At 61.3% G+C, this 17,438-nt stretch carries 19 protein-coding genes; 7 read left to right on the top strand and 12 right to left on the bottom strand.

Annotated features, from left to right (window positions below):
• Nucleotides 1-10: 10 nt before the first annotated feature.
• The 3 genes from I6J72_RS09745 (at nucleotide 11) to I6J72_RS09735 (ending at nucleotide 3,051) form a co-directional block, all read left to right on the top strand.
• Nucleotides 11-1,642: a cytochrome c biogenesis protein ResB gene (locus I6J72_RS09745; protein WP_204099034.1), complete on the top strand. Its 1,632-nt coding sequence runs from the start codon at nucleotides 11-13 to the stop codon at nucleotides 1,640-1,642.
• 125 nt (nucleotides 1,643-1,767) lie between these two features.
• Nucleotides 1,768-2,784: a c-type cytochrome biogenesis protein CcsB gene (gene ccsB / locus I6J72_RS09740; RefSeq protein WP_204099033.1), complete on the top strand. Its 1,017-nt coding sequence runs from the start codon at nucleotides 1,768-1,770 to the stop codon at nucleotides 2,782-2,784.
• Complete coding sequence (locus I6J72_RS09735) at nucleotides 2,785-3,051, top strand: helix-turn-helix domain-containing protein (RefSeq protein WP_204099032.1); 267 nt, start codon at nucleotides 2,785-2,787, stop codon at nucleotides 3,049-3,051.
• Here the strand turns inward: I6J72_RS09735 and I6J72_RS09730 are convergent.
• On the bottom strand, nucleotides 3,048-3,338 hold the full coding sequence (locus tag I6J72_RS09730) for a hypothetical protein (RefSeq protein ID WP_070821647.1): 291 nt from the start codon (nucleotides 3,336-3,338) through the stop codon (nucleotides 3,048-3,050). The genes I6J72_RS09735 and I6J72_RS09730 overlap by 4 nt on opposite strands.
• A gap of 43 nt (nucleotides 3,339-3,381) precedes the next feature.
• On the opposite strand from I6J72_RS09730, the gene I6J72_RS09725 reads away from it, so the two are divergent.
• Nucleotides 3,382-3,723, top strand: coding sequence for a DUF4229 domain-containing protein (locus tag I6J72_RS09725; RefSeq protein ID WP_070669685.1), 342 nt, complete (start codon nucleotides 3,382-3,384; stop codon nucleotides 3,721-3,723).
• A gap of 6 nt (nucleotides 3,724-3,729) precedes the next feature.
• Here the strand turns inward: I6J72_RS09725 and I6J72_RS09720 are convergent, their stop codons facing one another.
• From I6J72_RS09720 to I6J72_RS09700, 5 genes are read right to left on the bottom strand one after another with little or no spacing between them, the layout of a single operon-like run.
• A complete protein-coding gene (locus I6J72_RS09720) occupies nucleotides 3,730-4,614 on the bottom strand; it encodes a 1,4-dihydroxy-2-naphthoate polyprenyltransferase (protein ID WP_204099031.1) in 885 nt (294 codons plus the stop codon).
• 5 nt (nucleotides 4,615-4,619) lie between these two features.
• Nucleotides 4,620-5,474 carry a metal ABC transporter permease gene (locus I6J72_RS09715; RefSeq protein ID WP_010189755.1) on the bottom strand — a complete coding sequence of 285 codons (855 nt, stop codon included), beginning with the start codon at nucleotides 5,472-5,474 and terminating at the stop codon, nucleotides 4,620-4,622.
• The gene (locus tag I6J72_RS09710) at nucleotides 5,471-6,325 is read right to left on the bottom strand and encodes a metal ABC transporter permease (protein ID WP_010189752.1); all 855 of its coding nucleotides are present in this window, start codon (nucleotides 6,323-6,325) and stop codon (nucleotides 5,471-5,473) included. Before I6J72_RS09710 ends, I6J72_RS09715 begins: the two co-directional genes overlap by 4 nt.
• Nucleotides 6,322-7,032: a metal ABC transporter ATP-binding protein gene (locus I6J72_RS09705; RefSeq protein WP_010189751.1), complete on the bottom strand. Its 711-nt coding sequence runs from the start codon at nucleotides 7,030-7,032 to the stop codon at nucleotides 6,322-6,324. The genes I6J72_RS09710 and I6J72_RS09705 overlap by 4 nt, the downstream gene beginning before the upstream one ends.
• Complete coding sequence (locus tag I6J72_RS09700; RefSeq protein ID WP_204099030.1) at nucleotides 7,032-7,958, bottom strand: metal ABC transporter solute-binding protein, Zn/Mn family; 927 nt, start codon at nucleotides 7,956-7,958, stop codon at nucleotides 7,032-7,034. The genes I6J72_RS09705 and I6J72_RS09700 overlap by 1 nt, the downstream gene beginning before the upstream one ends.
• A 107-nt stretch (nucleotides 7,959-8,065) precedes the next feature.
• On the opposite strand from I6J72_RS09700, the gene I6J72_RS09695 reads away from it, so the two are divergent.
• Nucleotides 8,066-8,755: a metal-dependent transcriptional regulator gene (locus tag I6J72_RS09695; RefSeq protein ID WP_204099029.1), complete on the top strand. Its 690-nt coding sequence runs from the start codon at nucleotides 8,066-8,068 to the stop codon at nucleotides 8,753-8,755.
• Here I6J72_RS09695 and menE read toward each other — a convergent pair.
• The 6 genes from menE to dcuC form a co-directional block, all read right to left on the bottom strand.
• Nucleotides 8,752-9,900 (bottom strand): o-succinylbenzoate--CoA ligase, encoded by a 1,149-nt coding sequence (menE, locus tag I6J72_RS09690; RefSeq protein WP_204099028.1) that lies wholly within the window; start codon nucleotides 9,898-9,900, stop codon nucleotides 8,752-8,754. The genes I6J72_RS09695 and menE overlap by 4 nt on opposite strands.
• An 11-nt stretch (nucleotides 9,901-9,911) precedes the next feature.
• On the bottom strand, nucleotides 9,912-10,073 hold the full coding sequence (locus tag I6J72_RS09685; RefSeq protein WP_010189743.1) for a hypothetical protein: 162 nt from the start codon (nucleotides 10,071-10,073) through the stop codon (nucleotides 9,912-9,914).
• An 84-nt stretch (nucleotides 10,074-10,157) separates the two neighbouring features.
• Entirely contained in the window at nucleotides 10,158-10,376 is a 219-nt protein-coding gene (locus I6J72_RS09680; RefSeq protein ID WP_039673551.1) for a hypothetical protein, read from the bottom strand.
• A 103-nt stretch (nucleotides 10,377-10,479) separates the two neighbouring features.
• On the bottom strand, nucleotides 10,480-11,460 hold the full coding sequence (locus I6J72_RS09675) for a 1,4-dihydroxy-2-naphthoyl-CoA synthase (protein ID WP_204099027.1): 981 nt from the start codon (nucleotides 11,458-11,460) through the stop codon (nucleotides 10,480-10,482).
• Between the two features lie 343 nt (nucleotides 11,461-11,803).
• Nucleotides 11,804-12,265, bottom strand: coding sequence for a DIP1984 family protein (locus tag I6J72_RS09670; protein WP_039673555.1), 462 nt, complete (start codon nucleotides 12,263-12,265; stop codon nucleotides 11,804-11,806).
• A 258-nt stretch (nucleotides 12,266-12,523) separates the two neighbouring features.
• Entirely contained in the window at nucleotides 12,524-13,933 is a 1,410-nt protein-coding gene (dcuC, locus tag I6J72_RS09665) for a C4-dicarboxylate transporter DcuC (protein WP_204099026.1), read from the bottom strand.
• A gap of 85 nt (nucleotides 13,934-14,018) precedes the next feature.
• On the opposite strand from dcuC, the gene I6J72_RS09660 reads away from it, so the two are divergent.
• Nucleotides 14,019-15,038, top strand: a complete 1,020-nt coding sequence (locus I6J72_RS09660; protein WP_204099025.1) for an o-succinylbenzoate synthase — start codon at nucleotides 14,019-14,021, stop codon at nucleotides 15,036-15,038.
• Nucleotides 15,039-15,086: 48 nt separating this feature from the next.
• Nucleotides 15,087-17,423: an excinuclease ABC subunit UvrA gene (locus I6J72_RS09655; protein ID WP_204099024.1), complete on the top strand. Its 2,337-nt coding sequence runs from the start codon at nucleotides 15,087-15,089 to the stop codon at nucleotides 17,421-17,423.
• Nucleotides 17,424-17,438 lie beyond the last annotated feature (15 nt).

Below are 17,438 nucleotides of genomic sequence, written 5' to 3'. Positions count from 1 at the left end.
AGATTTTTTCGTGAGGTACATCCGCAAGGCCTGGCACTGGCTGACCAGCATGCGCACTGCACTAGCGCTGCTCTTCCTGCTGGCCATCGCCGCGATCCCTGGATCCCTCCTGCCGCAGCGTGCCCTCAATGAGAGCAACGTCGATGACTTCATCGCAACAAACGGCAAGGTGGCGGAAATCTACGACAAGCTACAGCTTTTCGATGTTTTCTCCTCCGTCTGGTTCCAGGCCATTTACGTTCTGCTCATGATTTCTTTGGTGGGCTGCATCATCCCGCGCTCCTGGGATCACTACAAGGCGTGGAAGACCCCGCCTACGCGCGCGCCGAAGTACCTGGAAAAGATGCCGCTCAACGCCACCGGGCACTCAGAGAAGTCCCCGGAGGAGATCGCCGCGGCGACGACGACCATGCTGAAGAAGTGGCGCGTCTCGGAGGTATCTCCGGAGGAGGACCGCGCGGGTGCGCAGTCTTTCTCTGCGGAGCGCGGTTATGCCCGTGAACTGTGCAACCTCATCTTCCACATCGCGCTCGTGGCCATCCTGCTCACCATGGCGGCCGGCCGTCTGGTCACCTACGAAGGCCAGGTCATCGTGGTCACGGAGAAGAACTCTCGCGGCGAGACCCAGGAACAGACGCAGTCCACGGAGTTCTGTAATACCTCTACCTCTGTGTATGACTCCTTCCGTGCGGGCCCGCTTTTCGACGGCACTGGGCTGCACCCCTTCTGCTTCCTGGCACACGACTTCACCGCGGACTACCTGCCGAATGGCCAGGCAGAGATGTTTACCTCCAACGTGTCCTATGCTGCCGGTGACGATATCTTTACCGACCCGGAGACCTGGGAGGACTACGAACTCCAAGTCAACCATCCGCTGCGCATTGAGAAAAACCGCGTCTATCTTCAGGGCCACGGATTTGCGCCGACAATGACGGTGGAGTGGCCCAATGGCGAAAAGCGCACGCAGACCATCCAATTCCAGCCCAACGACATGACCTACTTCCTGTCCTCGGGCGCGATGCGCTTCGACCCGCCCGCGGGCATGTACCCGGACTTGTATGAGCGCCGCCAGAACCAGATTGCCATTCAGGGGCTCTTTGCCCCTACTGCTGAGTGGTCGGGCGAAAACGGAAAGCTCCTGCAGTCTTCCTTCCCGGCAATGAATGATCCGGCCGTGGCTATCGATATCTACCGCGGCGATGCCGGTTTGGACACGGGACGTCCCCAGAGCTTCTTCTCCCTTGACCCCAGCCTCCTCCAGTCGGGCCAGCTGCAGAAGATTGACCGCGTCAACCTCACCCAGGGCGAGTCAGTCACGCTCGATGATGGCACAAAGATCAGCTTCGACGGCGCCTCCGAGTTTGCGAACTACCAGATTTCCTATGACCCCTTCCAGGGATGGGTCCTGGTGTCCGCGCTCGTTATGTTGGTCTCCCTCGTTGGTTCTTTGGTGATTAAGCGCCGCCGCGTGTGGGTACGTATCCGCCCGGCAGCTGATGGTGGCACCGACATTGAGATGGGTGGCCTTGCCCGCACCGACCGCGCCGGCTGGTCCGAAGAGTTCTACGCGTTGCACCGCGAGCTTCTCGAGCTGCCGGACCCGGATGAGGTGGAGGAAGATGTGCTGTACTCCGCCGACTAAAGGTGAGCAACCTATCAGTCAAAAGTTGGATGCTGTCAGGTAAGAGGGGTAGCCTTATGAGCACTATTCATCTCTCCGTTGAGTGAGCACTTTCGTTAGCACTGTGAAGGCAAGGTTTCTCATCCATGCAGATTGATCAGAATCTGTCCAACTTCTCCGACATCGCCGTCCAGACCGCGTTCGTCATCTACGCCCTCGCGCTGGTGCTGTCCTTGGTCTACTACGGCCGCATGCAGGGCATCATTGAGGGCCTGCGCGCGCGTTCTGCCGCCGTGGCCCAGCAGCGCGAACTGGCTACCGTCGGCGGCTCGGCAGGGGACGCCGTGCTTGACGACGCCCCCTCGGCCGGCCTTAGCGAGGACGCTGACCTTGCCAAGAAGCAGGAGAAGGCCGACAAGCTTGGTGGAATGACGCAGATGCTGTTGTGGCTGGGTATTGCCCTGCACCTGGCCGCCATCGTGCTGCGCGGGCTGGCCACCAGCCGATTCCCGTTTGGCAATCTTTATGAGTACGTGCTCATGGTTACTGCTGGCGTCATGGTGGTGGCGACCATCGCGATGCAGCGCAAGGAGTGGCGCACCCTGTGGCCATGGCTGCTCACCCCGATCCTGGCGCTCATGTTCTACGGCTCCACAAAGCTGTATGCGGAGTCCGCCCCCGTGGTGCCGGCCTTGCAGTCTCACTGGCTGCCCATCCACGTAACGGTGGTTTCGCTCGGTGCCTCCATAGGCATCGTCTCCGGTATTGCCTCCTTGCTCAGTGTGCTGCGCGTGCACCAGGGCAAGGGAAGCGAGCATGGCTTCTTAGGTGCGATTGCCCGCCCGCTGCCCTCCGCAAAGAAGCTGGATCAGCTGGCCTACCGCCTAGGTGTGGTGACCTTGCCGACTTTGGGCTTGGGCATTGTGCTGGGAGCTATTTGGGCTGAGTCTACCTGGGGCCGCTACTGGGGTTGGGACCCGAAGGAAACTGTCTCCTTCGCCACCTGGATTCTCTACGCCGCTTACCTGCATGCCCGCGCCACCCCGGCGTTCCGCAAGGCCGCTCCCTACCTCAACATCGCGGCGATGCTGTTGATGGTCTTTAACCTGTTCTTCATCAACATGGTTGTCTCCGGTCTGCACTCCTACGCGGGGCTGAATTAAATGACGGATACGCATAAACCCCGGCACAAACAGGGCAAACCGGCCGGCGACAACCCGCAGCTCATCGCTTTAGGTGATGTCTTTGCTGAGCGACGCCGCGAGTTAGGCATCCTGCAACAGGAGTTGGCTGAGAAGGCTGGCCTTTCGCGCTCTACCTTGCACACCATCGAGCATGGCGGCTCCGGTGTGCGCTGGGAAAAGATTGCGGCGGTGGCGGAGGCCCTCGACCTGGAAATGACGTTTACGCCTAAGAAGCCAAAGAACTAGTTGTCTTCCCCCGTGGCGTCAGGGTCTTCCGGCTTCTGGGGCTTGGGTGCGCGCCGGCGGCGCTCTTCTTCTTTGCGCTGTGCCTCGCGCTCTTTCGCGCGGCGCTCCTTGAAGCGCTGCTTTTCCAAGTTCCAGAGGAATTCTTCGTCATCATCGGGGCCCTTGATTGCGGGGCGCTGCGGCTGCTGTTGCTGCTGTGCCTTATTCTTCCAGCTGGATGGCCCAAATGCCTTCCACACGAGAAGTGCCGCGAGGATAAACAGGACTAGTAGTATCAAACGACCCATGCGTTGTATTCTACGGAATGCCCGCGAAGCAGAAGTGAGAATGATGAGCCAGACAGACAACATGACCAACGAGTCCCAGATCCCTGAGCCACCCCAGCCGGACCCGGCGCTCAAGCGCCGCTCACGTGTGGCTCTGTGGAAGTATGGTGCTGCCCGCCTGGTGCTCTTCATCCTGTTGACCGTGGTGATTCAGCTGCTGGCTATGGCTATTGGTGTGGCCATCCCCGTGCTGGTGTCGGCTCTGTTGGCGTTGTTCGTGGCGCTGCCGCTGTCGATGCTGATCTTCTCCTCGTGGCGCGTGGAAGCTACCCAGACTCTGGCGGAGTATTCCGCGCAGCGCAAGGCCCACAAGGAGTGGGTACAGGCGGAACTAGCCGGCCGCTAACAGCAGTTAGACAAAGGCAAGTGCTAGGGCGTTAATGACTGCCCATACCAGCATTGCACGGCCAGTCATGCCGAGCACCGGGATGAGTTTGGGCCCGCGCGCACCGCGGTTGACGGTGCGGATAGCGCCTAGTGCGAGGGGGAAGTAGAGCAGGGAGGCCAGCGCCGCCCAGGAATCGAAGGCCAAGCCCACGGTGAGCAACACCGGGAGCAGCAACAGGGTCATGAATAGCGTGCGGGACTTCTTATCACCCAGGCGCACAGCCAGGGTGATCTTGCCGGTGGCCTCATCGGAGGGGATGTCGCGGATGTTGTTGGCCAGGTTTACCGCGGCACTCATACCGCCGATGCCCACGGCCAAGGCAAGGCCCGTCCATGTGATGCGGCCGGCCTGCGTGTACTCGGTGCCGAGGACTGCGACGAGGCCGAAGAAGATGAAGATGGCAACCTCGCCCAGCCCACGGTAGCCGTAGGGGTTCTTGCCGCCGGTATAGAACCAGGCGCCAGCGATACACACGGCGCCGACGAGGATGAACCAGGCCGCGTTGGCAGCTAGGGAGAGCGAAATGCCGGCGATGGCCGCCACGCCGAAGGAGACGAAGGCGGCGAACTTGACGTGCTGTGGTTTGGCCAGCCCGCCCCCGGTAAGCCGCTGGGGGCCGGTGCGGTCATCATCGGTGCCGCGGATGCCATCGGAGTAATCGTTGGCGTAATTCACGCCGATGATAAGCGCCCAGGCCACGATGAGCGCCAGCAACGCCCGGCCCCAGTGCAGGCCGTGGGCCGCGGCAGCGGCACCGGTACCAGCGATAACGGGAGCAAAGGCATTGGCCCAGGTGTGCGGGCGAGCACCCTGGAGCCAATCGGCAGGAGTGGCGGAAAAGGCAGACATGCTCACTATTGTGCCACTGGTGTGGTGTGCTGCGGCAATGAGCTGGTGCGTTGGCGAAAGCGGTAGATGATGAGCACTGCAACGAAAATAACGGCATTGGTGACTGTCATTGCGGCAGAGGTAGCCGCGTCAAGGACATAGGCAACCCAAAATCCCACGACCGCGCTGATAGCGGCAACGCCACAGGCGGTCAACACCAGCGTGGGCACGCGCTGAGTAAGCAGCCGCGCGGTCATCGTCGGGAATACCATGAGAGCGATGACCAGCATGGCACCGGCAGCGTGAAAGGCGGCGGTGGCGGTGCAGGCAACCACGGTCATAAATATGATGTGAAGAACGCGCGTGGGCACCCCGCGTGCGGCACAAAAATCGGCGTCAAAAGTCGTGGCGGATAAACGCGGCAGTGTAAGGGCGAGGAAGAGAGCATTGATACCCAGCACTGCGGCCATGATGTAGCAATAGTTGGGATTGGAGAAGGCCGCGAGGTTGAGATCACCGACGAGAACGGCGTGGACATCAAGGTGCACGTGGCTCATGTGCGTAGAAATCAGGATGACTCCGGCGGCAAACAGGGCGGGAAAGACCAATCCGAGGGCGGAATCAGCAGTCACCAGCGGGCTGCGCTGTAGTGCGTCAGTTCCCAACGCCACCACCAAGGCGCCAGCGGCCGCGGTAACGAGCAAGATGGGTGAATCTAGATCTGCGGTAAAGAGGTAGCCGACGGCAATTCCGGGAAGGACGGCATGGCCGATGCCGTCGATAAGCATGGCCTGGCCTTTGAGGACAACAAAGGTGCCGGGGATAGCACAGGCCAAGGCCGTCAGAACGGCAAGGAGACAAGCGGTCGCGGCGAGGGTCATGAGGCTAGCTTTCTACTGGTGAGGCTGATAGTGACGAGCGCCGCCTGAGCCAGGACGATGACCGGACCGGTGGGCAGCGGGCCGTGCGCAATGGAGACATAGCAGCCGAGAGCAGCGGTGGCCGCGCCGAAGAACCCGGAGAGCGCGATGAAAGGTAGCAAGCGCGTGGTCCAGGGGCGGGCAGCGGCGGCAGGGCTGATGACCACGGCGACCATGAGCACTACGCCGACGACTTTGACGCCGAGCACCGTGATGGCGGTGAGGGCGAAGAAACTAGCCGCGTTGAGGAACGAGGTGCGGATGCCGGCTACCTGGGCAAAACTTGAATCAAAAGTGACTGCGGCCTGCCGGGTGTGAATGAGGAAAAGAAAAAGCAGCACGCAGCCACCGATGATGAGTGTGGACCGTACATCCGCGCGAGTGAGCGTGGAGGCATTTCCCAGCAAATAATCCTGGATTCCGGCCTTGCCAGGCAATGGTCGGCGGGAAATATACTGCATGAGCAGCATTCCCACCGAGAAAAATGTGGTTAGCGTGGCCGCCATCGCAGTGGTTTGCCCCAGGGGAGTTAACCGCGGGATGAGGTGAATGCACCCCACCGCGAGGGTTCCGGTGAGCAGGGCGCCGCAAGAAAGAAGCCAGACATTTCGCCCGTCCCAGCCAATGGCGGTGGCCACGAGGAAGGCGGTGAGCAGTCCAGGCAGGGAAGAATGCGAGATGGCATCGGCCAGCAGGCTGGTGCGACGAACATATACCAGTGGGCCTAGCGCGCCAGCGCAGCCACCGATGAGCACGGTGCCCAGGAGTGCCTGGGTATAGGTGTAGTTCTGAAGAAGCTCGAGTGGGTTCATGATGGCAGGGAAAACATGTCGGCAATGGCGGACTCGGTAAGTACCTGCTCGGTGGGGCCAGCAGCAATGAGCCGGCCGTGGCCGACCATGAGGACCTCATCGCAAAAGTCGGCGACCTCCGCCAGGTTGTGATGCACCAGCAGGATGGTCACGCCGTTCTCGCGCAGTTCCTTGAGTACATCCATGATGGCGCGCTGACTCGCGGCATCGACACCAGCGAAGGGCTCGTCGAGGATGATGAATTCCGGCTCGCTAACGAGCGTGCGCGCCAACAACACGCGCTGGCGCTGACCACCAGACAGGGCGGAAATCGGCAGCTGCGCGTGTGCCTGCATTCCGGTGCGGGAAAGCGCGGCGTGAGCGGCGTCTTTGTCAGCGCGGCTGGGCCACTGCCACCAGCGCAGCCCGGCGGTGCGGCCCATCAGGGCGATGTCGAAGGCGGTGGCAGGGTAATTCCAGTCGATATCCGCATGTTGTGGCATATATCCGAGACGCTGCCGAAAATGTGCCAGATCGACGCCATCGAAGGTCATCGACCCGCAGGCTAGAGGCGGAAGGAGCCCTACCAGCGTGCGGACCAGAGTAGACTTTCCCGACCCGTTCGCACCCACCAGCCCGGTGATAGTCGCGGGGGTGAGGGTGAAGGAGGCGTCGTGAAGCACCGGCGTGCGGGGATAGCCGGCGGTGAGGTTTCCTACGCTGAGCATTAGCTTAGTGCTTTCGCCACGGCGCTAGCGTTATGTTCGAAGGCTCCGAGGTAGGTATCGGTTGGGGCTTCCGGGCCGAGGGTATCGGCAAAGAGCTCTTCATCCGAGATGGTGACTGTCCAGTTGCGGGTTTCTACGGCTTCCTTGAGAGAAGTGATGGCCTGTGGGTTCGCCTGGTTATCTTGGAAGATAACGGGGACCTTCTTCTCCGCGATCGTATCCGCGAGCTCGGAGATCTCAGTGGCGGACTTGGTGGCTTCGGTGGTCACGAAGTCGGTGGCTTGGACTTCAAAGTCGAAGGTCTTGCCGAAGTAGTTGAAGGCGTCATGGCCGGTGATGAGGACGCGCGGGGAGGCGTTTTCGAGTTCCTTAGCCGCTTTGTCATGCGCGGCTGCAATCTTGTCTTCATATTCATCGGCGGCCGCGGCATAGTCTTCGGCATTGTCAGAGTCGATTTCGCCGAGTTTGGTGCCGATGTGATCGACGACCTGGCTCCACAGCTCGGGGCTATTCCAGATGTGCGGGTCGTAGAGTTTTTCGCCCTTGTCACCTTGCTCGGGCCAGGGCAGGAGGTCGGCAGTATCGAGTTGTTCGCCAACTGCTAGCTGCTTCTCACCGAGGGAGGAGAGCTGGTCCACCATTTGCGCCTCGAGGTGAAGGCCATTCCAGAGGACGAGGTCGGCGTCCTGCATCTTTTCAATATCGCGCGTGGTGGGCTGGTAGGTGTGCGGATCGCCGCCGGGGCCGACCATGGTGGTGATGTCGGCGTCCGGGGCTATATTGGCGGCCGCATCAGCCAAGTAACCGGTCGTGGCGAAGATCGTCAGATTGTCGTTCTGGGCTTCGGCGGAGTCGCTGCTGGTGCAGGCAGTCAACGCGGTGGCAGCCACGAGGGAAGCGAGGGGAAGCGCAATAAGTTTCTTCACGGGAAACCTCTCTTATTAAAAGTGAATGTCGATGTTCAATAGATTGAACTTGAAAGAGCATAAGTCCTGAAACCTTTGGAAGCAATAGGCTGAACTACGATGGGGGTATGCACATCAGCGAGCTGCCCGAACGCACCCAGGACTACCTCAAGATCCTCTGGACCCATGAGGAGAAAGAGGGCGCTAATACCGCGATGCCGCTCGGGGATCTAGCCAAAGCGGCGGGACAGAAACTGCCCACGACCTCGGAGGCGGTCAAGCGCCTGGCCGCGAAGGGACTGGTGGAACATGAACGCTACTTTGGAGTCCGGCTGGTAGAGGAAGGCCGGCGGCTGGCTGTGGCAATGGTGCGCCGGCATCGACTCCTGGAAACCTTCCTCGTGCGCACTCTGGGCTATACCTGGGATGAGGTGCACGATGAGGCGGAAATGCTAGAGCACGCGACGTCCGACAGGCTCGTTGAACGCCTCGATTCTTTCCTGGGCAACCCCGCCCGCGATCCGCATGGTGATCCCATACCTGCCCCGGATGGCACTGCCGAGCCGGTCTCGCGCATTACGCTTATCGACGTCCCCGCGCAGACCCCCGTCACCGTGGAGCAGGTCACAGACGCTGACGGCGAATTTTTGCGCTACCTGGATAAATATGGAGTGCGGCCGGGAGTGGAATTGACCGTCGTTGCCCCCTCGGTTGCGGGTGTGCTCGAGGTTGCCGTCGACGGCGGTGCGCACTTCCCCCTCGGGGAATCCGCTGCGCGCGGCATTGCCGTACGCAGCTTTGGCGAAGCGGAGGCTTAGCTGTCCCACATGCGGGCGACGGCGAGGCGGTCTACCTTGCCTGGGCCGGTGGTGGGGAGCTTGGCGAGGCGCTTGAAGTCCTTGGGGATGTGCCACCGGGGAAGGCCAACGTCGTCGAGAGCCACAAGGATATCGCCGACATCCGCCCATCCGGTATAGGCGGCGACGATCATCTGCCCCAAGCGTGGGTGGGGGATGCCGACCACGCATACTCCTTCCACGCCCGGCACGCGAAGGATGTGCTGCTCGAGCTGCTCCGGGTGGAGCTTGAGCCCGCCGGTGTTCAGGATGTTGTCGAGGCGCCCGGTGACGGTGAGGTGGCCGTCGTGAAGCGCGCCGGCGTCGGAGGTAGCAAACCACGAGGTGCCGGACTCATCGACCACGAAGGCATCTGAGTCCACGTTCCGGTAGCCTCGCGCAATCATGGGGCCGCCGAGGTAAATGCGCCCCTCGTCGCCGATGCGAACAAGAGCGCTATCGAGAGGACGGCCGTTGTAGACGCAGCCGCCGGCGGTCTCCGAGGAGCCGTAGGTGGTGACGATATTGATGCGCAGCTTTTTCGCAGAGTCCAACAACTGTGGGTGGGTGGCAGCACCCCCGACGAGGATGGCATCAAAGGTGCGCAAGGCCTCGATTCCTTCTAGCGAATCCATGGCCTTGGCTAGCTGCATCGGGGTCAGGCCCGTGTATGAGCGATCCCCAGTGGCGGCCAGCTCGTGCGCGGCGCGGGCGAAATTGGGGATGGAAAAACCTTCCGACAGGTCAAGGCAGAGCGGCTCCACACCCGCCACGAGCGAGCGCACCAATACCTGGATGCCCGCGATGTGGGAGGCAGGCATGGCTAGCAGCCACTGGCCGGTGCCGCCGAGAGCGCGGTGCGTGGCATCGGCGCTGGAGACCAAGTTGGCAGCCGTGAGTTGCGCGCCCTTCGGCGTGCCCGTGGACCCGGAGGTGGCCACGACCAGCGCGATGGGGGAATCAATGGGTTCTCCTGCGCGCATGTGGTTGCGTAGCAGCTGCGCGCGGGTGCGGTCTTCCGCCGGGACGGGCAGGAAGGTGGCTTGTCCTGCGATGGCCGCTTCCAGATCAGGGAGGATGGCGGCAGGGTCACGCGGATCGACGGGCAGAGGAGAGAGGAAAGTCACGGTTAGTTAGGTTACCGCCCGCGGTGCTCATAGGGGTTGATGAGTTCGTCCTCCTGATCGAAGGGGCGCTCACCGTCCCTCTGAGCCTGCTGGATGCGCCGCAACATCCACACTCGCGATGCAATGACGGCAATGAGCGCGATGGCCGCGAGGGCAATGGCGAAATACAGCACTTCAGGCTCTCCCTGGGTGAAGGTGATTGGTGGTAATTAGGATAGCTGGCAGGTCCCTACCTGCCCTCCCTACTGGCTTAAGCCTTAAGAAGTGGCCTCGTGTGTCTCGGGGGTGTCTTCTTCCGTGGAGAAGCAACCTAGGACAAAAATCAGCACCAGCATGGCGGCGATGGTTGCGCCAACGGCGACGCCCGCCCGTAGCAGCCATGACCATTCGGTAAAGTGCCGCAGGGAAACCAAAAGGATTAGGCAGAGGACAAGTCCGATTGGGCGGGTTATCTGATTGATTTTCTCCGTGGTCAAGGTTGCCTCCGTGGGAGCTATAGTTACTGGCGTTAACTGTCCTAGATATTACTCCGTTTTTATCTTTCGGGTGGAAGAGAAGGCACTAGCCCTCGATGGAGGCCTAGTAGTAGTACGGGAAGTCATCCCAGTTGGGCTCGCGCTTTTCCAGGAAGGATTCCTTGCCTTCGACGGCCTCATCGGTCATGTAGGCCAGGCGCGTGGCTTCACCAGCGAAGACCTGCTGGCCCATGAGACCATCATCGGTGAGGTTGAATGCAAACTTGAGCATGCGCTGGGCGGTGGGGGACTTCATGTTGATTTCACGTCCCATCTGGATGGCGGCGTCCTCCAGCTCAGCGTGGTCAACCACCTCGTTGACCGCGCCCATCTCGTACATGCGCTGGGCGTCGTAGGTGCGCCCCAAGAAGAAGATCTCGCGGGCGTATTTCTGGCCTACCATTTTGGCCAGGTAGGCCGAGCCATAGCCGGCGTCGAAGGAGCCGACGTCGGCGTCGGTCTGCTTGAAGCGTGCTTCTTGGCGGGAGGCAATAGTCATATCGCACACCACGTGCAGGGAGTGACCGCCGCCGGCGGCCCAGCCGTTGACCACGGCGATGACCACCTTGGGCATGGTGCGGATGAGGCGCTGGACTTCTAGGATGTGCAAGCGGCCGCCTTCGACCTTTTCGCGGGCGGTGTCTACCGTGGATTCGTCTGCAGTCGCGTCATCGTGCGCGTGCTCAGTGGCGTAGCGGTACCCGGAGCGGCCGCGGATGCGCTGGTCACCGCCGGAGCAAAATGCCCAGCCGCCGTCTTTCTGGGATGGCCCGTTGCCAGTCAGCAGCACTGTGCCAACATCCGGGGTACGACGCGCATGGTCCAGCGCGCGGTAAAGCTCATCCACCGTGTGCGGGCGAAATGCATTGCGCACCTCGGGGCGGTCAAAAGCGATGCGGACGATGCCATCTTTACGCTGTGGCTTCGGACTATCACTGATGAGCCGGTGATAGGTAATATCCGTCAGGTCCTCAAAGCCCTCGACGGTCTGCCAGAGCTCCGGCTTGAAAGGATTATCGGTGCTGTAGTTCTTCTGCTCGCTCATGGCACACCAGCTTAATTGGAAAGTAGTGCGCCGGAAGTATAGTCCCCATTCCCAACCCTCACCCACACTCCCCGCCCAGCGCGGCGGTGATAAACAATAAACAATACTGCGGGATTTTCCCCGTCAATGTACACGTGTAATCCGTACCAGCGCGGTACACCATACAGTGGGACGGAATCGAACCTCCCTGCCTTCCTTGCGCTACGAAGGCGCCTGAGAAGCACTGGACTTTTCCCTGCCCAGTAAGGGTTGCGCTCGCTGCGAAAAGTGTGGGCTACCGTCGCGCGCACAGCGCGCGACATGACTACGTGCCGCAAGAATGCGGCACAACTAGCGGCAGACCTTATTTAGTTATGAGTTCCGTATTCCAGTTCAGCTGCTGGATGCGGGTATCGAGCTCGCGGTACTGGCGGGCCAGGTCATCAGCGCGCTCGCGCAGCTTCGGCACGGGCACGGTGGCCACGAACTTGATCTCTGAACGAGAGAAACGATCCTGGCGTGCACCAGCCTGTTCCGCCAAACCCTGGTAGATGCGGCGCTTGCGCAAGAGGCCATCGCGAAGCGCCAAGGCCTCCATCAGCGTGATCTCTTCATCGAACTTCGTAGCCGTGTTCGTCGCGTTGATAGCGATAACGAGTTCATCAATGCGTGCAGTGACGCCCTCGAGCTCCCGGAGGAGATCTGTCGGATTCTCGTCCGGTTCATCGCCTTCCTGCACGCGGACCGTCGCCACAAGACGATCCTTCAGGGTGTTGAGGCGCTCCTGCGCCTGGGCGCGTTCGGCCAGGGCTTCAGCAAGTAGCATGGGTCCTCCTTAATGGGAATCTTTATCTGCACAATCGTACAGAAGGGATGGGGGGAACGCCGTATGGTCGTGACGGTTTTAACAAATAGCGCCCCAAAACTTCGATGATCTGGGGCCTTATTTGATCGATATGTACGTCGTGGGCGGTTGGTTGGTACGTTTTCGTAGATATGCCCGAAATTTTTCGGATTTGGGGGACCTTATTTACCAAAACGTACCGCGGACTCCGTGATTAACGTTGAGCCCGCGCGAAAACCGCTACCCAATAAACATGAACGCAAACAGCGTGTTGAGCACCGTCGCCACGATCATGGGCACGGAGGTGCGCTTGACCAGTTGGATGGGGTTGACCTTGATGGCGCCGGAAACGATGAGCACCGCGGCGTTAACTGGGGAAACCTGGCGCATGAGGTTCGACGTACCCCAAATGGCGGTGAGCATCTGCGGGGCGTGGATGGAGGTCTGCGAAGCCAGGTTGGGCACCACCTCAGAGAAGGCGAAGTAAGGCGCAGTACCGGAGCCGGTGAGTGCGGCCATCGCTGCGGTAGCGGCGACGAAGATGAGGACGATGATGACGGCGGCACCGGAGGAGCCTTCGGCGGCGTTAATAAGCATGTCGATAACGCCCATCTGCGTGATGCCCTCCACCAGGACGGCGGCGGCGACTAGCAGGGCGACCACGCCGGCAGCGCCCTCACCCATGCCCTTGAAGAAGGTGGCCATGGAATCCACGGCGCCGGAGACGGTGCGCTTGCGGATGGATTCAATAATCATCGCGATGAACAGGGACACCACGGTCACCGGCAGGATGCCGCCTTCGAAGGGGATGATGCCCATCTGCTTGAGGATGGCGGAGATGATGATCAGCAGCAGCGGCAGGAGCGGGAGCACAGCATAGTAGCCCGGTAGGGAGGCGGCGCGGGCAATGGCTTCCTCGGTGGCGTCATCGTGCATCGAATCGGCGCTGACCTCGCCGGAGCTTTCGGCCTTGCGGGCATCCACCTTGTCGCAATGGCGCTGCCACCACATGTGGACGAAGGCGGTGATGAGCAGGGTGGGAACCGTTGCGCGGGCAACTGCGCCGTAGACGAATTCTGTTGGCGTCATGTTGGTGAGGTCAGCGCCTTGGATGAGGCCTGCTTCCAGCGGGGTGGGCACGATGGTTGAGGAGGTCACCACGATGGCGCCCACGGTCAGCGGCGTGAGGCCCGCGGCGATGAGCGCGGGCAGGAGCGTGGCTACAAGCAGAAGGGACAGCGCTGCGGCCGAGGGGATCACCAGCGAGAGCAGCGTACCTAAGATGAAGCCCACCGGAACCAGCCAGTAGGAGCCTTTGAAGCGCTTGAGCGGTGAGGAGAGCACCACGACCGTCTTGGCGTCCGCGCCGATGTGGCGCATGTAGGACACGAAGCCGAAGAGCACCATAATCGCCATACCGATGCCGGAGAAGCGCGCCTTGAACAGGGCATCCACTACCAGCAGCTGGTCATAGAAAGCATTACCGGTCGCTTCAATTTCGGTGGTGCGGAAGTCAGCGCGCCCGGTGAGCGCGGCGAGCATGAGCAGGACGACGCCAACGGCGAAGATGGAAGCCGCGGCGTGCACTTTCTTATAGATGAGGTAGACAACTGCGGCGATGGCCAGCAGTGCAATGAGAAGATAGAGCATATCTGGTCCTTCTTCTGGTTATAACCAATTACCGTATTAATTTATCACTATCCATTACAGTTGTCGCATTCGGAGTCGACGTACGATGAACCCCATGCATATTGATGACGTCTTTGATCGCGCCCACGTGGTTTCCCTCCCACTCGCCGTTCAGTTCCGCGGTATCACCACGCGGGAAGCATTGCTTATCGATGGCCCCGCGGGCTGGGGTGAGTTCGCCCCCTTCCTGGAGTATGGCCCAGAAGAATCCGCGCGCTGGCTCGCCGCCGGTTTGGAAGCCGCCTATGAGGGTTTTCCGAAGCCAGTGCGTGAGTGGGTAGAAGTCAACGGCACTATCCCCGCGGTTCCTGCTGCGCAAGTGCCGGAAGTGATGGCGCGCTACCCGGGCTGCCGCACCTTCAAAATCAAGGTGGCGGAGAAAGGACAGACGCTGGAGGACGACATTGCCCGCGTGGCCGCGGTGCGCGCCCACATCGAGTCCCAGGGCCGCGTGCCGGTTCTTCGCGTTGATGCCAACTGCGGCTGGAGTGTCGAGGAAGCCATTACCGCGGCGAAGGAGCTTATGCCGCTGGATTACATGGAACAGCCGTGCAAGACCGTTGAGGAACTCAAGGAAGTTCGTGCCCAACTCATGCGCGCCGGGATTTTCGTCCGCGTGGCGGCTGATGAATCCATTCGCAAGGCCAGCGACCCGTACCGGGTGGCGGAATTGCAGGCTGCCGACGTCGCCGTGGTCAAACCAGCCCCATTGGGCGGTGTGCGCAAGGTCCTGGAGGTGGCGCAGCACCTGCGCGAGCGCCACATGGACATTACGGTCGCCTCCGCGCTGGATACCTCCGTGGGTATCTCGATGGGGCTGGCCGCGGTGGCTGCACTGCCGCAGATCTATGACGACGAAGATATCGACGTCACCCCAGCCGCAGCCGGCCTCGCCACAGGGTCACTCTTTAAAGAGGATGTCACCGCACCGCGTGAGCTTGTCGACGGCCACCTGCGCGCCGAGTTCCTCACCCCCGACCCGGATCGGCTCAGCGCGCTTGCCGCGCCGACTGATCGACGTGAGTGGTGGTTCGACCGCGTCCGCCAGTGCTGGCCGTACCTATAAAAGTACAGCTCACTGTATATGTCCAAAGGCCCGCGTAGGCTGGCTGGCATGACCATTTCAGTGAGAGACGCGCACCTACACAACCTTCGCAATGTCGACGTCGACATTCCCCGCGGCAAGCTCGTGGCGGTGACGGGCGTGTCGGGCTCCGGCAAGTCCTCTCTGGCGTTTGGCACCATTCACGGTGAGGGCCAGCGCCGCTACCTCGAGTCCGTGGCACCTTTCGCTCGCCGCCTCATTGCCTCTGCCGTGGATCCGCAGGTCGGCGGTATCGATGGCCTGCCGCCGACGGTGGCCTTGCAGCAGTCGGCTTCGGCAGGTGGCGCACGCTCTACAGTGGGCACCCTGTCCGCCATCTCCAACTCTGTGCGCCTTTTGTACTCACGGTGTGGCGACAACCCTGAAGGGTTGTACTCGGATTCCTTCTCACCTAATACCGCGGAGGGCATGTGTCCGGAGTGCCAAGGCACCGGAGTAGTCCACGAGCCGACGGAAGCCTCCATGGTTCCGGACCCCTCCTTGAGCATCGAAGAGGGTGCTATCAAGGCGTGGCCCGGTGCCTGGGCGGGCAAGAACTTCCACGACATTCTGGAGGAGCTGGGCTACGACCTAGATTCGCCGTGGGAAGACCTGCCACAGAAGGACCGCGACTGGATTCTCTTCACCGAAGAGCGCCCGGTTGTCACCGTCAAACCGCACCGCGGTGCAGACCAGATCCAACGCAACTACGAAGGTACGTGGCGCTCCGTGGCGTCCTATCTGCGCAAGACCTACGCGGAGACGAAGTCGGACACGCTGCGTGCGCGCACGTTGAGTTTCATGGAATCCCATGAATGCACCACGTGTGAAGGCCGCCGCCTCAATCCGCGGGCGCTCAAGGTGACCTACGCCGGGCTGCCTATCGATGCTTTTAATAACCTTCCGCTTGCTAAGACCCTCGAGCTTCTTCAATCGCGTTCCCCACAACCCAATGATGCGGAAGACCTGCTGCTCAAAACTATTCGCCCGGCCCTGGAGTCCGCGTTGGAGTTGGGGCTGGGGCACCTGAGCCTGGATCGTCCCACCGAAACTCTCTCCGCCGGCGAGGCACAGCGCCTGCGCCTAGCCGCGCAGCTGCGCTCGGGCCTTTTTGGCGTGACCTACGTCTTGGATGAGCCCTCTGCGGGACTCCACCCGGCGGAGCGTGATGCGGTACGGGATATCTGCCGCCGCTTCATCAGCGAGGGCAATTCCGTCCTCTTGGTGGAGCACGACATGACCTTGGTCAAGGACGCGGATTGGCTGGTTGACGTCGGGCCACTGGCCGGCGAGCGCGGCGGCCAGGTGGTGTACTCGGGGACCGTTGCGGACTATGACGCTGATACCCCCACCGCCCGTGCGTTGGCGCGCCCGCATCCGGAGCCCAAGTCGGAACCGCGCCAGGCTCATGGTGAGGTCGAACTGCGCAACGTGCACTCGAATAACATCGACGGCCTCGACGTGAGCTTTGGTCTGGGCCAGTTCACCGCCCTGACTGGGCTTTCGGGATCCGGTAAATCCACACTGCTCCACGTTCTTGAAGAAAAACTCACGGGCGAGGACAGCCCACAGGCCGTCAAGCGCGTGGTGTCCATTACCCAAAAACCTATCGGCCGCACGCCGCGCTCCACCGTCGCGACGTATACCAACCTCTTTGACAACGTGCGCAAGCTCTTCGCTGCCACTCCGGAGGCGAAGAAAAAGAAGTGGACGGTCTCTCGCTTTTCCTACAACGTGAAGCAAGGCCAGTGCCCCACCTGTGGTGGTGCGGGCCAGATTGAGGTCGAGCTCGTCTTCCTCCCCGGCTCTTACACGCAGTGCCCGGACTGCCAGGGCAAGCGCTATAACGAGGACACCTTGTCCATCCGTTGGAAGGGCTACACCATCGCGGATATCTTGGACCTCACTGTAGAGGAGGCCCTCGAGGTCTTCGCCGAGGAGGAACCGATCCTCCACGCCGTCCAGACCCTTGATGCTGTGGGTTTGGGCTACCTGCGCTTGGGCCAGGGTGCCCCGGAGCTTTCCGGTGGCGAAGCCCAGCGCATCAAGCTGGCCACCGAGTTGCAGCGCTCGCGCAACTCACGCCGCGGACACACTGTCTACTTGTTGGATGAGCCCACGACGGGCCTGCACCCGGCCGATATTGACCTGCTCATTAAGGAACTGCATTCGCTGGTGGATGCGTCCCACAGCGTCGTCACCGTAGACCATGATCTTCACCTCATCGCCGGCGCGGACCGCGTCATCGAGATGGGGCCTGGTTCGGGTGCTGAAGGCGGAAAAATCGTGGCAGACGGCGCGCCGGGTGACGTTGCCAAGGGCGAAACACCTACTGGCCGGGTCTTGAGCGGCGTAGGCACACGTTAAGGACGCACGATAAGG

The organism is Corynebacterium sp. FDAARGOS 1242 (assembly GCF_016889985.1).
GTDB lineage: Bacteria > Actinomycetota > Actinomycetes > Mycobacteriales > Mycobacteriaceae > Corynebacterium > Corynebacterium minutissimum_B.
This window is presented reverse-complemented; position numbering and strand designations above follow the sequence as displayed.